The organism is Ruegeria sp. N11, assembly GCF_056531525.1.
This window is the reverse complement of record NZ_JBQFLX010000006.1, coordinates 19711-33596: the sequence shown is the minus strand read 5'-3', so window position 1 is coordinate 33596 and position 13886 is coordinate 19711. Positions and strand designations below refer to the sequence as shown.

General features: G+C 57.6%; 13 protein-coding genes and 1 pseudogene. 7 read left to right on the top strand and 7 right to left on the bottom strand.

All coding sequences use genetic code 11. The features are described 5' to 3' along the window. Positions 1 to 4: 4 nt before the first annotated feature. Together ACR0J8_RS07950 and ACR0J8_RS07945 are read right to left on the bottom strand one after the other, a co-directional pair. Complete coding sequence (locus ACR0J8_RS07950; protein ID WP_170463833.1) at positions 5 to 1249, bottom strand: extracellular solute-binding protein; 1245 nt, start codon at positions 1247 to 1249, stop codon at positions 5 to 7. 98 nt (positions 1250 to 1347) lie between these two features. Further along, complete coding sequence (locus ACR0J8_RS07945) at positions 1348 to 2394, bottom strand: ABC transporter ATP-binding protein (protein ID WP_170463835.1); 1047 nt, start codon at positions 2392 to 2394, stop codon at positions 1348 to 1350. Between the two features lie 162 nt (positions 2395 to 2556). On the opposite strand from ACR0J8_RS07945, the gene ACR0J8_RS07940 reads away from it, so the two are divergent. From ACR0J8_RS07940 to ACR0J8_RS07930, 3 genes and pseudogenes are all read left to right on the top strand, one after another. After that, a complete protein-coding gene (locus tag ACR0J8_RS07940; RefSeq protein ID WP_480889545.1) occupies positions 2557 to 3558 on the top strand; it encodes a nuclear transport factor 2 family protein in 1002 nt (333 codons plus the stop codon). Continuing rightward, complete coding sequence (locus tag ACR0J8_RS07935) at positions 3555 to 4445, top strand: amidohydrolase family protein (protein ID WP_480889543.1); 891 nt, start codon at positions 3555 to 3557, stop codon at positions 4443 to 4445. Before ACR0J8_RS07940 ends, ACR0J8_RS07935 begins: the two co-directional genes overlap by 4 nt. Then, positions 4442 to 4669: pseudogene (locus tag ACR0J8_RS07930) on the top strand (thioesterase family protein); the annotation flags it as partial. The gene ACR0J8_RS07935 and the pseudogene ACR0J8_RS07930, both read left to right, overlap by 4 nt. Before the next feature lie 32 nt (positions 4670 to 4701). Here the strand turns inward: ACR0J8_RS07930 and ACR0J8_RS07925 are convergent. Then, positions 4702 to 5415, bottom strand: coding sequence for an MFS transporter (locus tag ACR0J8_RS07925; protein ID WP_480889540.1), 714 nt, complete (start codon positions 5413 to 5415; stop codon positions 4702 to 4704). 625 nt (positions 5416 to 6040) lie between these two features. On the opposite strand from ACR0J8_RS07925, the gene ACR0J8_RS07920 reads away from it, so the two are divergent. Genes ACR0J8_RS07920 through ACR0J8_RS07905 form a run of 4 tightly spaced genes read left to right on the top strand, consistent with a single transcriptional unit; the run spans position 6041 to position 9778 of the window. Continuing rightward, positions 6041 to 6523, top strand: coding sequence for a paraquat-inducible protein A (locus ACR0J8_RS07920; protein WP_480523224.1), 483 nt, complete (start codon positions 6041 to 6043; stop codon positions 6521 to 6523). Continuing rightward, positions 6484 to 7134, top strand: a complete 651-nt coding sequence (locus tag ACR0J8_RS07915) for a paraquat-inducible protein A (protein WP_480889537.1) — start codon at positions 6484 to 6486, stop codon at positions 7132 to 7134. Before ACR0J8_RS07920 ends, ACR0J8_RS07915 begins: the two co-directional genes overlap by 40 nt. Then, entirely contained in the window at positions 7131 to 9212 is a 2082-nt protein-coding gene (locus tag ACR0J8_RS07910; RefSeq protein WP_480523220.1) for a PqiB family protein, read from the top strand. Before ACR0J8_RS07915 ends, ACR0J8_RS07910 begins: the two co-directional genes overlap by 4 nt. A 2-nt stretch (positions 9213 to 9214) precedes the next feature. Then, a complete protein-coding gene (locus ACR0J8_RS07905; RefSeq protein WP_170806813.1) occupies positions 9215 to 9778 on the top strand; it encodes an ABC-type transport auxiliary lipoprotein family protein in 564 nt (187 codons plus the stop codon). A 182-nt stretch (positions 9779 to 9960) separates the two neighbouring features. Here the strand turns inward: ACR0J8_RS07905 and ACR0J8_RS07900 are convergent, their stop codons facing one another. The 4 genes from ACR0J8_RS07900 to ACR0J8_RS07885 form a co-directional block, all read right to left on the bottom strand. Continuing rightward, positions 9961 to 11211, bottom strand: coding sequence for an aminotransferase class V-fold PLP-dependent enzyme (locus tag ACR0J8_RS07900; RefSeq protein WP_480523218.1), 1251 nt, complete (start codon positions 11209 to 11211; stop codon positions 9961 to 9963). Between the two features lie 211 nt (positions 11212 to 11422). Continuing rightward, complete coding sequence (locus ACR0J8_RS07895; protein WP_480523216.1) at positions 11423 to 12010, bottom strand: TetR/AcrR family transcriptional regulator; 588 nt, start codon at positions 12008 to 12010, stop codon at positions 11423 to 11425. Between the two features lie 304 nt (positions 12011 to 12314). Then, entirely contained in the window at positions 12315 to 12836 is a 522-nt protein-coding gene (locus tag ACR0J8_RS07890) for a DUF2141 domain-containing protein (protein ID WP_480523214.1), read from the bottom strand. Positions 12837 to 12840: 4 nt separating this feature from the next. Beyond that, a complete protein-coding gene (locus ACR0J8_RS07885; protein ID WP_480523212.1) occupies positions 12841 to 13749 on the bottom strand; it encodes a sterol desaturase family protein in 909 nt (302 codons plus the stop codon). Positions 13750 to 13886: the final 137 nt, after the last annotated feature.

Genomic DNA, 13886 nt, shown 5'->3' with positions numbered 1-13886 from the left:
AGTGTTACTTGAGAAAGCCGGCTTCTTTGGCCGACGTCCGGTAGGCGGCTTCGACATCCGCCAACGCCTGTTCAGCGCTTTCGTCACCCTTCAGAAAATCCGCCAGCTCCGCACCAAGTGCCGCATGCAGAAGGCCAATTTGCGGGATCATCGGATAGGGTTTCGCACCACCGCTAACGGTCTCTGCAACCCCTGCTGCAGCCGGTCCGGGCTGGAACCCGTCAAGCAGCCAGACGGCATCATCGTTGTTTGCTGCAACCATTTCCGGGGTCAGGGCGCTGATCAGTGCAGCAAAGGATGCCTCGGCCTCTTCATCCGACACGTTGGATGCGATGGTAATACCGTCCCACCACAGCGTGGCAGATGGGATCGATCCGCCGCCAACGGTTGGTGCAGCCGACAAAACTGTATTCGAGGTCACCTCTTCGGTGGACCCTTCATCATCCAGAATTGGCGCGCCGCGCGAACCCCACATGACGGCCAGAGCCGCCTGACCGGATTCCCAGAGACCCTGCGTTTCGTTTGACGCGTGGGTCAGGTGGTCGGGGTGGGCGTATTCCGCCAGAGCCTTCATGACTTCCAGTGCGGCCACGCCTTTTTCGTTGTTGATCGACGGCTCGGCCGAACCGGGTACAAAGAACTCACCGCCATGACCGAGATAGATCATGTTGAACACCTCGGCCAGGTTCCATCCGGTCTGAAGGTTCATTGCGATCGGATGTTCCATGATACCGGCAGCACGGATTTTCTCAGCGGCTTCCAGAACTTCTTCATAGGTGGCCGGGATGCCGTCGAAACCAGCTTGTTCCAGGATATCCTTGCGCGAGAACAGGTGCTGTGAGTTCGCCATGAAGGCCACAGCCATGACATTGCCATCGATGGTGATCAGCAGGTTCGGCGGGATGCTGTCTTTGTATTTTTCGACCAGATCGTTCAGCGGCCGCACCAGACCGTCGTTCATCAGCTGGGTCAACGTCGAGTTGGCCAGGATCACCGATGTATATTCCGACGGGTTCGGGGTCAGAGCGGCGTTCATGATCGAGCGCGCTTCGGTGGTGTGGTTGGTGTTGAATTCAGCCGCTGCCCCACCACAATTGGCTTCGGCGGCTCCCGCGACGGCGTGGATCGCCGGAAAGTCACTGGCCAGAATGCGGATCGATTGCCCCTCGGGGCCACAATTGGCGGCATAAGCTGCCGAGCCCATCAGGCCCACAAAGGCGGTTGCTGTAGCGATTTTTCTTAGGAACATTTCTGTCTCCCTGTTGTTTTGAGAATTTGAGCGCGAGGCCCGTTCGCGCATGAAGTTTTGTTGCCGGGGTTCGCCCCGATCATTGAGCAGGGCCCTGTTCAGATCCGGGCGCCGGTCTTGCCATCAAACAGATGGCAGATTTCGGCCGGAACCGAGATTGAAACCATGTCGTCGATCTCTGCCCGGAAATTCTTGTCTGCCTTCACCGATATGAGGGCACCGCCAACGCGAACCGAAATCATAGTGGCGTCCCCCAGCAATTCCTGCGTGTAGATCGGGGCGTTGATCTGCCCCTGCCCTTCGGCAGCAAGGCCGGCATCTTCGGCCCGGAAGCCTAATGTCAGCGGGCCGTCCGGAGCGTTCAGCCCGGAAATTTCAACGTTTTTGGCCGTGAAGGTGCCGCCCCGTGCCTCACCTTCCATCAGGTTCATCGCAGGGTTGCCGATGAAGCTGGCGACAAAAGTGTTGGCCGGAGTGTCGTAAATGTCGGTCGGGCTTCCAACCTGCTGCACCACGCCTTGTTTCATGACCACAACACGATCGGCCAGCGTCATCGCTTCGATCTGGTCGTGGGTCACATAGATCGTGGTCACCGCCAGTTCGTGGCTGAGGTTCTTGATCTGTGCCCGGGTGGACACGCGCAGCTTGGCGTCAAGGTTGGACAGCGGCTCGTCCATCAGGAATACGTTCGGCTCGCGCACGATGGCGCGGGCAAGCGCGACGCGCTGACGCTGACCACCTGACAATTCCGCAGGCTTGCGATGCAGGAAGTCGTCCAGTTCCACCATCGCCGATGCACGGCGTACTTTTTCGTCATGCGTGGACGGGTCGATTCCGCGGACCTTCAGCGGGAACCGGATGTTCTCGTAGACGTTCATGTTCGGGTACAGTGCATAGGACTGGAACACCATCGCCACGTCACGATCCTTGGGCTCCATGTCGTTCACGCGAGTCCCGTCGATCAGAATGTCGCCCTCGCTGGCATCTTCCAGACCGGCGATCATGCGCATGGTTGTCGTCTTGCCGCAGCCTGACGGGCCAAGAAGAACCAGAAACTCCTTGTCGGAAATCGTCAGGTCAAAATTATCAACCCCCACAAAAGAACCCCAACGCTTTCCAACATTGCGAAGTTGAATTTCGGCCATTCTGCCCTCCCAGCTGGACCTAGCGTGCATACGTTTGCAAAAAGCATAGACAGCAAAAGAAACATCTGGCAAGTTTTTTTTGCATGCGCATGCAAAATCACCCCTTGCCATCCGTGGCATACAGCTCCATCCCAGCGCTTAGAGCACTGAAAGAAATTGAAAATGTCCTACGAAGCCCAAAAAGCCGTCGTCGTCGAGTACTATGAAGCACTCAGCAAGAACGGAGAATCGGCCGCCGCTGACGCGATGTCCGAGTTCTGTGCCGAAGACTACTTGTGGCGCGGATTTCATCCGTTTGATGAATTGCGTGGCACCGACGCGGTGGTACAGAGATTCTGGCAACCGCTAAGGCACAGCCTGCGACATATGCAGCGACGGATGGACGTGTTCATGGCCGGCCGAAACGAGATGGACGGATTTTCCTCGGTCTGGGTTGTTTCCATGGGCCATCTGATGGGGCTGTTCGACAATGCCTGGCTGGGCATCGCCCCCACAGGCAAGATGGCGTTTCTGCGATATTGCGAGTTCAACAAGGTCGAGAACGGCAAGATCACCGAGACGGCGATGTATTTCGACATTCCTCATCTCATGATGCAGGCCGGGTTGCGGCCATTCCCGCCGCAGACCGCAGCTCAGCTTGTCCAGCCCGGGCCGATGACGCACGACGGTCTGATGTTCGGACCCCAACCCGCCGAGGAAGGAGAACGGACCCTGGCGGCCATCAACGCCATGATTTCCGATCTGGGCCAATGGGATAGCGGTCTCAGCCTTGAGGACGAGCTGCGGCGCACATGGTGCGAAGACATGATCTGGTGGGGTCCGTCCGGTATCGGTGCAACCTACACAATCGAGCGCTACGCACAGCAGCATTCAGGCCCCTTCCGCGCAGGATTTACGGATCGGTCGAAAACCAAGCACATTTGTCGGATGGCGGAAGGTTGTTATGGCGGGTTTTTCGGATGGCCGAATTTCACGGCCCGTCCCACCGGCGGGTTTATGGGGATGCCTGCCACCGACAAAGCTGCCGAGTTCCGGGTGATCGACATCTATCGCCGTAAGGGTGACAAACTTGCCGAGAACTGGATTTTCATCGACCTTCTGCATTTCTGGAAACAACAGGGTGTCGACATTCTGGGGCGCATGGCAAAGGTGCCGCGAACATGACCGGCTGGATCGACGCGCATCACCACCTTTGGGATCTTACCGCGGTGCATTACCCATGGCTGATGGCGCGCGGGGTGGACAGGTTCTTTGGTGACCCGACACCCATTCAGCGGGATTACCAGTTGAACGAATTTCGCGCAGACGCCGCAGCCTGCGGCATCCGCGCTTCGGTGCATATCCAGGTGGGGGCCGAGAACAGTCTGGACGAAGCCAGATGGGTTCAATCCGTCGCCGGCACCTCCCCGGACTGGCCGATGGCGCAGGTAGTGTTCTGCGACCTGACATCGTCCGATCTGTCCGACCGACTGGACACATTTCAGACCCTGCCGACTGTGCGTGGCGTGCGCCAGATCGTCGGTCGCGCGCCCGGAGAGGACGCGCAAACCGGCACCAATGCTTTGCTGGACGATCCACACTTCCTGGCTGGCTTGCAGGAAGCCGGACGACGAAAGCTCAGCTTCGATCTGCAACTAATTCCTGAATTGATGGAGAAGACCGCCCGCGTTCTTGCGCAGGCGCCGGAGACGCCGATTGCGCTCTGCCATGCCGGATCGCCCCATGACCGCAGCCCAACGGGCCTGAAAAGCTGGGCCGTACAATTGCGCGTCCTGTCCGACTTGCCGCATGTAACCTGCAAGCTGTCCGGTCTGGGCATGTTCGATCACACCTGGACCACCGACAGTATTCACCCCATCGTGGAAGTCTGTCTTGAACAATTCGGACCAGAGCGGGTCATGTTCGGATCGAACTTCCCGGTCGACAAACTCTACAGCGATTACGCGACTCTGGTGCAGGCTTACTGTGATCTGATTCCGGCTGAGGTTCAGGCGGCCGTATTCCACGATACTGCCGCGCGGTTTTATGACCTGAAGGCCCCAACGGCATGATATTCATCTTTGAAACTTCCGTGAATCCCGAGTGGATCGACTACAACGGCCACATGCGGGATGCCTATTACGGGCTGGTCTTCAGCCTTGCGGTCGATGCAATGCAGGATGAGGTCGGCTTTGATGCCGATTATCGCACACGCACCGGATGTACGATCTACCTGCTGGAAGATCACAAGTTTTACCTGCGAGAAGTCAAGGAAGCGGACCGGCTTCGCATTGAAACCCGAGTTCTGGACTGTGATGAAAAACGCTTTCATCTGCACATGCAGCTGGCAAAAAACGCGATACCTGAAACATCCAGCCCGACGCGCGATGCATATACGGCAGCCAGCGTGCCGAATGCCGCGTTGGAAATACCAACCATGAATACCGAAAAGACGGCCACGGGCGAATTTCGCCACAGCCCCGGCAAATCAAGTGATACGCTGACCAGCGCGGCAGGTGTTGCCCCGGCAGAAATGGCGGTTGGCAGCAGCGCGGCGCAGTAGACGATGGCCGCCAGAACAAAGAAGAAATAACCCGAGGTATCACCCGTCACGAGCAGCATCTGACCAGCGGTCGAGGCGGCGAGGTTCACCATTGTGTATATTCCGAAAACCCGCCCCCGCGATGTGCTGTCGGTTCTTTCGTTCAGCCAGCTTTCCACAATCATCGCCGCGCCGGCAAAACAGAACCCAGAGACCGCGCGAAGCGGAATCCACACCCACGGTGTCATCAGAAGAAGCGAAAGCAAAACGGTGATCGCCGCCAGGGCGCACATAACGCCGAAGGACCTGACATGGCCAACCTTCGCCACCAAATACGGCGTCTGCAAACACCCAAGGACATAACCGATCGCCCATCCGGTCCCGAGAAGACCCAGCGAGGCGGCCGAAAACCCCTCCTGTTCTCCACGCACGGGCAGAATCAGGCTGTTCATGCCCCCTGCAAGCAGAAGAAAACCAGACCCCAGAAGAAGGGCCGCCAATGGAAGTAGCTGTCATGCCATGGGATGACTATCACCGGGTCTGCGAGAGAAATCAAAAAACCCTGTGAAAATCAGCGAACAGCACCCGGTCAATCACCAGAACCTGGACCGCTCAGAGGAGTTTGGCACTTTGCGAGCCGCAATTTTCTGAGACACTGTTCTTGCCGACATCAGCAAGGTTTTCAAACGCGCGCATAGTCATATCCGCGGACCTGCGCAAGTCGTCCCGGTGCGAACAGCGGGAAGACGCCGCTCGATTGACAAGACAGGCGCATGGGCCTCATGACAAAGGCATCAGCATATCCACGCAGTCGTGTTCAAAGACGGCTCCGCGAAATCTGACAAAGTGATTTAAGTTGACCGATTTCAAAAAAACATCTGTCAGGATAAATCAATATGATCTAAAGCACACATCCTAGGTGCACCTTTTTTGGTCCGTCCCAAGGCAAGCATTGGGGGAGAAGGTCAGATAACAAACGCGTCTCATGAACCTGTCACCCCGACGGATGTGATCGTGTGCCCGAACTGTGATGCCGCATTTCGGCTGGTTAAGCCCGAATTCGCCGAGCGTGCCAGATGCGCCAGATGTCACACTGTGCTCATTACTCCGAAGCGGAAGGCCGGTATGCAGATCATTGCCCTGGCTTTTTCGGTCGCTGTACTTGTGGTCGCAGCAATGTTCTTTCCGTTTCTCACCGTCAGGGCGGGTGGCGTTCACAACTCGGTGTCGATCATGAGCACCGCGCTGGCGTTCCGAGGCGGCATTTACGGCCCTCTCGTGTTGGCCATGATCCTGCTGATCGTTCTGATCCCGCTGGCCCGCGCAGTCCTCAGCATCTATGTACTTCTGCCGATCGTGCTGGAACGCCCCTTACTGCCCGGGGCAAAGCCCGCGTTTCGATGGGTCGAAGCGCTGCGCCCCTGGTCCATGGCCGAGATCTTTGTGCTGGGCTGCGCCGTTGCGCTGACCAAAGTTGCTGACGTCGCCGAAATTCAGTTCGGCGCTGCCTTCTGGATGTTCACCGCACTTGTCCTGCTCGTCATCGTGCAGGACAGTCTTCTGTGTAGATGGTCTGTATGGAACTCTCTGATTCATCCCAGAAAATAGTCAGCGCGCGCGAGCTTGGGCTGGTCGCCTGCCGATCCTGCACAAAGGTGCATCGCCTGGGCGAAACCCGCACCTGTCAAAGATGCGGGCGAAAACTCCGGTCGCGTGATGAATTGGCGATCCAGCGTGTTTGGGCATGGTGGTTGGTCGGCGTCATGGCGTACATACCGGCCAATCTGTACCCGATGCTGGAAACACGCACGCTTTTCACCCGGCAAGCAGACACCATCGTGGGTGGGGCCGTGGATCTGATCCATCACGGCGCATTCGGAATTGCGGCCATAATCCTGCTGGCCAGCGTCGCCATTCCGTTGGGCAAGTTTGCCGCTATCGCCCTATTGGCGCTCAGCCTATCCCGCCGGTCTTCACTCTCCATGACGCAGCTCCGACTGGTGCACGAGGTCGTGGAATATGTGGGGCGCTGGTCGATGATCGACATTTTTGTAGTTGCAATCCTGTCCTCTCTGGTTCAGCTCAGCAGCCTGGCATCGATCAGACCCGGCACCGCCAGTCTCTTTTTTGCACTCTCGGTGATATTCACCATGCTCTCCGCCCAAAACTTTGATTCAAGGTTGATCTGGGATTCACGCCAACGTCAGGAAGCCAAATGAACGATGTTCCCGATGTACCGATCGAACGGCAACCGCGCCGGATATGGGACCGTGTATCGCTGATATGGGTCATCCCGATTGCGGCGGTTGCGGTCGCGCTGGCGGTTGCCTGGCAGTCTCTTTCCAGTCAGGGCCGGGTAATTCATGTCACATTCGAGGACGGCGCGGGCCTTGTCGCAAACTCGACCGAGCTGCGCTTTCGCGATGTGGCTGTCGGGTTGGTCGAAAAGGTCGGCCTGACCGAAGGGCTTAAGGCCGTCGAGGCACAAATCCGTCTCAGCAAAGAGATTTCGCCATATGTCGATGCTTCTGCCCAGTTCTGGGTGGTTCGGCCTGAACTCACCACCCAAGGCGTGTCTGGACTCGAAACGGTTCTAAGCGGCGTCTACATCGAAGGCAGCTGGGATGCGAATCCGGGCGAACCGACCAAACTCTTCAAAGGCAGACCGCAGCCGCCATTGTTCCGGGCAGACAAGCCCGGATTGCAGCTGACCTTGCGCAGCTCGGCCCGTGGCCAGTTGACGGATGATGCGCCCATTCTTTTTCGTGGCATCGAGGTTGGGCGGGTCGGCAAAGCCTCGATCGATCCGCGCGGAAATTTTGCCGTGGCCGAGGCGATCATCTACAATCCGCACCAACGTCTCATCAATGACACGACGCGGTTCTGGGACACGTCCGGTTTCAGCATTTCAGTCGGCGCGGCCGGGGCATCTGTCGATTTCACTTCCATAGCCAGCCTCGTGGCAGGAGGCGTCACATTCGACACGTTCGTGTCAGGAGGCTCGACCGTATCTGACGGTACGTTGTTCCAGGTCTATGAAGACTCCGAAGCCGCACGGGACAGCATCTTCAACCAGTCGCAGGTCGATGAACTGTTTGTCAGTGTGATCTTTGACGACAACATCTCGGGCCTCAGTGTGGACGCACCCGTTGAACTGGCGGGTCTGAGGATTGGAACGGTGAACAGCGTCATCGGTCTTATTGATGAGGAGGCTTTCGGGGACAACCGGGTGCGCCTGAATGCGGTCCTGGCCATACAACCGACGCGTCTTGGCCTGCCAGATGAAGTTTCACCCGCTGCCGCGCTTGAGTTTCTGAAAACGCGGGCCGATGAGGGGATGCGCGCGCAACTGGCCTCTGCCAGCCTGCTTTCCGGTGGCTTGAAGGTGCAATTTGTCGACAACACCGATGATGATCCGTTCGACTGGAATGAAACCGCCGAAGGGATAACAATCCTGCCTACCACCCAGAGCGAAATCCAGTCGGGGGAAGCCTCGGTCGAGCGTGTTCTGACGCGTATCCAGGCGCTTCCGGTCGAAGAGTTGATGTCCAGTGCCGTCGCGTTTCTTGACACTGCCCGCGCTTTTGTGGCCAGCGACGCGATCCGGGAAACGCCCGAAGACCTGCGTAAGCTGCTGGCTGCAGCCACGGCCGTGGTTGAATCTGACGACGTTCGCTCGGTCGCGGGGAATATCAATAAACTGCTGGATCAGGTCGATGCAATGTTGACCGAACTCAGGACCGAGCAGGTCACACAGCGCCTGCTCGGCGCCGTGGATGCGGCGACAAACGCCATGGAATCCGTGGACACATCCATTGCCGGCCTTCCAGAGCTGTTGTCGAGCCTGAACACTCTGGCTTCAAGGGCCAGTGCTTTGCCCCTGGACCAGTTGGTCACCGAACTGACCGGGATTGTCGCAACATTGGATGAGCTCATTCAAACCGAAGGCGTTCAGGACCTGCCTGTGCAACTGAATGCGACACTGGCCGAAGTCAACGCCGCTTTGGTCGATTTGCGCGAGGGTGGCGCGGTCGACAACGTAAACGCAACCCTGACCTCGGCGCGCAATGCCGCCGACGCGATTGCCAGCTCGACCAGCGAACTGCCCGCTCTGGCCGAGAGAGCCAGCAAACTGATGGACGAGGCATCTGCCACCATCAGTGGATTCAACAAGGGTGAAGCACTCAGCCGCGATGCACGAGCGGCGCTGCGCGACATTCAGCAGGCGGCCAATGCGCTTGCGGCGCTGCTTCGAACGCTGGAACGCGATCCAAGCATATTGATCAAGGGACGATAGACATGCCGCTACAAAAATTCCTCACGTGCCTGAGCCTGGTGCTGTTGGCGGGCTGCGGCGGGCTGAACGACCGGGTTTCAGTCAATGAACCAACTTTGGAAGGCCGTGTCAGAATAGGCGTTTCATCGCTTGAGATCAAAGAACCATCACTGCCCGGTTACGCCGTGGCGGACGAGATTTCGATCGAGGGCGAAGGCGGTCTGCTGGTTACCGAGGGGTCGGTTCTCTGGGCGGACAAACCTTCACGCGCGATTGCGCTGGAACTGACCCGTCATCTTACCGGCCTGACCAGAACTCGGATTGCATCCTCACCGTGGCCATTCGAGGAACCGCCTGCAGGAATTCTGGACCTGCGGTTTGAATCCTTCGTGGCACGGGCCGACGGCACCTTTTTTGTCTCAGGGCAGTATTTCCTGGGTCGGCTCGACGGCGGGCGAGAACGGTCAGGGTTGTTTGAACTGGTTGAGCCAATCGGCGAACCGCTGAACAGCACCAACATCGCCAAGGCCCGGGGACGAGCCGTCGCAAACCTTGCCCGGTTCCTGGCAAGCAATGCACTGAAATAGTCCTTTGGCCGGGCGGTTGTCCATGTGACAAGGGGAACGCGCAAAGGGGTGAAGGCCGGTCAGATACGGGCGTTTTGAGGGCTTCATTCCAGCGCACCGCGCTCCAAACGAGCGCAAACCAGGCCTGCCCCAATCACTGCTGCCCAGGCATGTATTTTCAAAGGGCGTTCCCGCCTGCGGATTCAGGCGGCGATGGATTTCATTGCGCCCAGGAACTGGGCGACTTCGGCAACGCTGTTGTAGTGGCACATTGACACGCGCACACAGCTGTCCAGGCCAAGCGGAGTCAGGATGTTGCCAGAGTAGTGATCTGCCTTGCGCAGATGCGTTCGGATACCCTGCTCGTTCAGCATTCGCACCACGTCGACTGAAGGCACACCCTCGACCCGCAGCGACACCAGACCTTCGCGCGCCGGGTTGTCGATGCCGCCCAGAATGGTCACCTTCTCCATCTCGGCCAGACCCGGCAGGTTGCCGGTGCCGTGGATCATCGCATCCGTCAGCGCCTTTTCTTGCGCGTGGATCGCCTCACCCGCGGCAACGAATTTGGCCCGGCGGTCGGTGGCGTCGCTGACCTGCTCGCCCAGCCATTCGAAATAGCTGACCACGTCGGACATGGTGGCGTAAGAACCGGTGTCGCGGGTTCCCATTTCCCAGTTGTCGGCAGGGCCATCCAGCAGGCTGTTATGCGGCAAGGCCGTCAGCCGGTCCGAGATCCAGGCAACACCGTAACCATGGCGCGAGAACACCTTGTAGGGCGAGATCACATAGCCATCCACGTCATAGGCCGTCAGGTCGATCCGGCCATGGGCGGCGTGCTGGATGCCGTCGACGATGATGTAGCATTCGGGCGCAACTGCCCGGATGGCGGCGGCCACGGCGGCCACATCGACACCCATACCGGTCACCGGCGAGGTGTGGACGATGGTCGCAACTTTGGTGTCGGGCGTGACTTTGGCGGTATAGGCATCGGCGGTCACGGCGCCGGTGACGTCGTCATGTTCGACCAGAACGTGGCTCTGCCCGGCGACGCGCGCCCAGCGGTCGCAGGCGCTGCGGGTGGCCGGGTGTTCCAGGGTCGTCCCCAGAACCTGACCCGCGCCGGTGCCCAGACAGGCGTTCATGATCAGGCGGAACAGCAATTCGGTGCCACTTTCGCCCACAAAGAACTGCCCGCCCGGCGCATTCATGAACACGGCCATATCTTCCTTGGCCTTGTTGATCACGCGCACCAGTTCATGGCTGCCCGGATTGTCGCGCCCCTGATTGTCGGGAATGGCCGCATAGTCCTGCGAGGTTTTCACCACTGAGTTCAACGTCAGCGCGCCGCCCGCGTTTTCGAAGAAAATCCGGGGTCCCTGTTGCGGGCAATGGTCGATCTGGGCAAAGCGATCGCGGATCTGCTCAAGCAGCGGTGTGTTGATCTCGGGCATGGGGACTCATTCGTGTAAATACTTCTGTCTGACATATATTGTTCGCGGGCCCGGTTTTCTCACAAAAAATGAATGGGCAATGCCTTTGCATTTTTCATGCTTTATCGGACGATCAGGTATCGGCAGCCCCGACCAACGAATACGGTGCCTGACTTTGGTAAGCTGGCACCCGAATTCCCGTGATCCTCCCTTTATTTCGATACTGTCCCTCTCAAGGGCTTCCAAGCGACTGCGCCAACTTCACAGCCCCCAGATAGGCCGATCGACGCCAATCGGGCGGGGGGTTCAGCGGCGACAAGGCATCGGCCGTAAGATAAAGGTCGACGACTCCGTGCGCCACTGTCTGGACATCCTCCGGGTCCGCCGACGGATACTCTTTCTGGACAATTTGGCGGGCAAGCGCGTAGAACTCAGCCATAACACCCGTCAGAATTTGTCTGAGGTCCGGGTACTGTTCCACGACCATAACCAAAGCCTGATAAGCGTTGTTCAGTCGCGTGTCAGTTTCGCTTTCCTCGCTGAACAGGGCGTCCACGAAGTTCATTAGCCCCGGATAATCCTGCAAAGCTGTTCGCAAATTCTCCAGAGAGACGCGCTGTTCTTCCACAACATGCAGGGCCAAGGCGCGTAACATCTCGTCCCGGTTTCCAAGATGGTGCCGTATCAACGGCCGCTTAAGTCCGGATTCCTCCGCAATTCTCTCAAGCGTTGCGCCCTCAACCCCGAAACGGGCCACCAGCGTCATGAACGCATCCAGCACTTCGGCTTTGCGCTGTTTCTGAACCGAGGGACGCCCCATTGGTATTTCTCCGTCTCTTCAATTTCGAACCGGGCGGATCCGTCAAAACAGACCGTCAACTATTCTGAACTGCCCAGTGTCTGGCAGGCCGGAACTGTGCTTTTTCCAGCTATTTTTCATCAAGCGCAAAGCTGGCGTATGTGCATTTTGCCGCCTGCCTTTAGGCATTTGCAAGCCCCGCAGATACCCGAGGAAAGTGAGTAGCGCCCTGACCCGCTGATTGGCAGCCAGACCCCGGGGCAAAGCGGCGTCACCACACCGAAATGCCCCGGTTCAAGACAACCATAACCTACCGGCAGGATGATCAGAACCAACCCGTAAAATACTGATCTGGCCAGTAAAAGAACGCCAGATCCACCGGAATACCCGGGCTGATCAGTGAGTGCTCGAATACAGGGTCATCGTAGAGATCATTCAATCCGGAAACCGCATAGCCTTCCGTTGGCGTCCAACTCTCATCGAGACCCATCTGATAATCACTGTCTTCGTCATGAAAAGCCACCACGCTGTAGTAGTTGTCATTCAGGTCCGGGAAATCGACGCGCTGCGGTTCCGTGCTGGCGGGAAGCGTGACGTAGCCAGCCGCCGTGTTGAAATCAAACGCGTCAAAAGAAGCCGCGTTGTCAAAGGCCATGACAACAAACTGGCCTCTGTCGATACGAGCACTGTGCAGGTTAATCACCAACCCACTGTCCGAAGACGTACCGGTCGAGGATGCCGATGTCCGGGGGATGTCCGTACCAAATCCCGAGGCCATCCAAGCTCCGCCGACGAACAGGGCCGTTGTTACCAGCGCCGCGACCATTCTCTGTGAATTTGAAGGCATGGCTTTAACCCCGTTTATCGCTTGCCGAAGCGTTGGCGCCTTGTTTTTGGGGTCGCCAGCCCGGCGGACCAAACAGAACCCCCAGCTTGTTTCGGAACCCCGGCATTCGCCAGGCGTCGCCAAAGGCGCGGGCAAAGCCATGAAAAAAGGCTACAAACGGATTGACCGAATTGATCGGCGTAACCAGACCGTAAGTGACTTCTTCTTTTTCTTCTTCGAACGTGCCGAACATGCGGTCCCAGATGATGAAGATTCCGGCGTAATTCTTGTCCAGATACTTGCGGTTGGACCCGTGATGCACACGGTGATGCGACGGCGTGTTCATTATGTATTCAATGGGTTTCCAAAGCTTGCCGATGACTTCGGTGTGCAAAGCGGTCTGGTAGAGTTGCACCAGCAATTCCGCGACCAGGACAACAAATGGATTGAAGCCCAAAAGCACCAGGGGAATATGAAAGAACAAGGGCCAAAACCCATCCAGCGGACCATGCCGGTAGGCTACCGAAATGTTAAAGAAGGGTGAGCTGTGGTGCACCGAATGTGTGGCCCACAAGATGTTTATCCGATGCAGGATACGATGCTCCCAATAATAGGCCAGATCCGCGAGGATCAGCACGATCAGGAACGAAGCCCATGTGGTGGGGATGTCAAAGAACGCATATTGCGACGCCCAGACATAGGCACCGACGTAGAAGCCGGCCATCAAAACAAAAGTGATCGCAAGGAAGAATCCCAGCGTGATGAAGTTGGTGACGGTATCGCCAACCATCGCGAACGTCAGCTTTTTGCCAATCGCGTAACGCGCAAGTTCAAACACCAGAAATCCGATGGCAAAGACGAAAAACCAGTCGTCGATCATCGTCTCCCAATAGCTGATCTGGAAGTCGCTGACATACGTGTTGAGGAAGTCCATTTAGGTAGATCCTATTAAATTGTCTTTTTTGACAATTAAATAGTTTTAGCCCCGTGTCAAGTGGCCCCCACGCCAACGCTCTATCTTGATGCCGACACAGCCCTATCCATTGCGCTGTCTTGCGATCATGCTCGACA

Bases quoted from the DNA above. Each gene is read 5' to 3' on its own strand.
- ACR0J8_RS07945 (WP_170463835.1), bottom strand. From the start codon at position 2,394: ATGGCCGAAATTCAACTTCGCAATGTTGGAAAGCGTTGGGGTTCTTTT.
- ACR0J8_RS07940 (WP_480889545.1), top strand. From the start codon at position 2,557: ATGTCCTACGAAGCCCAAAAAGCCGTCGTCGTCGAGTACTATGAAGCA.
- ACR0J8_RS07885 (WP_480523212.1), bottom strand. From the start codon at position 13,749: ATGGACTTCCTCAACACGTATGTCAGCGACTTCCAGATCAGCTATTGG.
- ACR0J8_RS07915 (WP_480889537.1), top strand. From the start codon at position 6,484: ATGGTCTGTATGGAACTCTCTGATTCATCCCAGAAAATAGTCAGCGCG.
- ACR0J8_RS07895 (WP_480523216.1), bottom strand. From the start codon at position 12,010: ATGGGGCGTCCCTCGGTTCAGAAACAGCGCAAAGCCGAAGTGCTGGAT.
- ACR0J8_RS07935 (WP_480889543.1), top strand. From the start codon at position 3,555: ATGACCGGCTGGATCGACGCGCATCACCACCTTTGGGATCTTACCGCG.
- ACR0J8_RS07905 (WP_170806813.1), top strand. From the start codon at position 9,215: ATGCCGCTACAAAAATTCCTCACGTGCCTGAGCCTGGTGCTGTTGGCG.
- ACR0J8_RS07920 (WP_480523224.1), top strand. From the start codon at position 6,041: ATGCAGATCATTGCCCTGGCTTTTTCGGTCGCTGTACTTGTGGTCGCA.
- ACR0J8_RS07910 (WP_480523220.1), top strand. From the start codon at position 7,131: ATGAACGATGTTCCCGATGTACCGATCGAACGGCAACCGCGCCGGATA.
- ACR0J8_RS07950 (WP_170463833.1), bottom strand. From the start codon at position 1,249: ATGTTCCTAAGAAAAATCGCTACAGCAACCGCCTTTGTGGGCCTGATG.
- ACR0J8_RS07890 (WP_480523214.1), bottom strand. From the start codon at position 12,836: ATGCCTTCAAATTCACAGAGAATGGTCGCGGCGCTGGTAACAACGGCC.
- ACR0J8_RS07900 (WP_480523218.1), bottom strand. From the start codon at position 11,211: ATGCCCGAGATCAACACACCGCTGCTTGAGCAGATCCGCGATCGCTTT.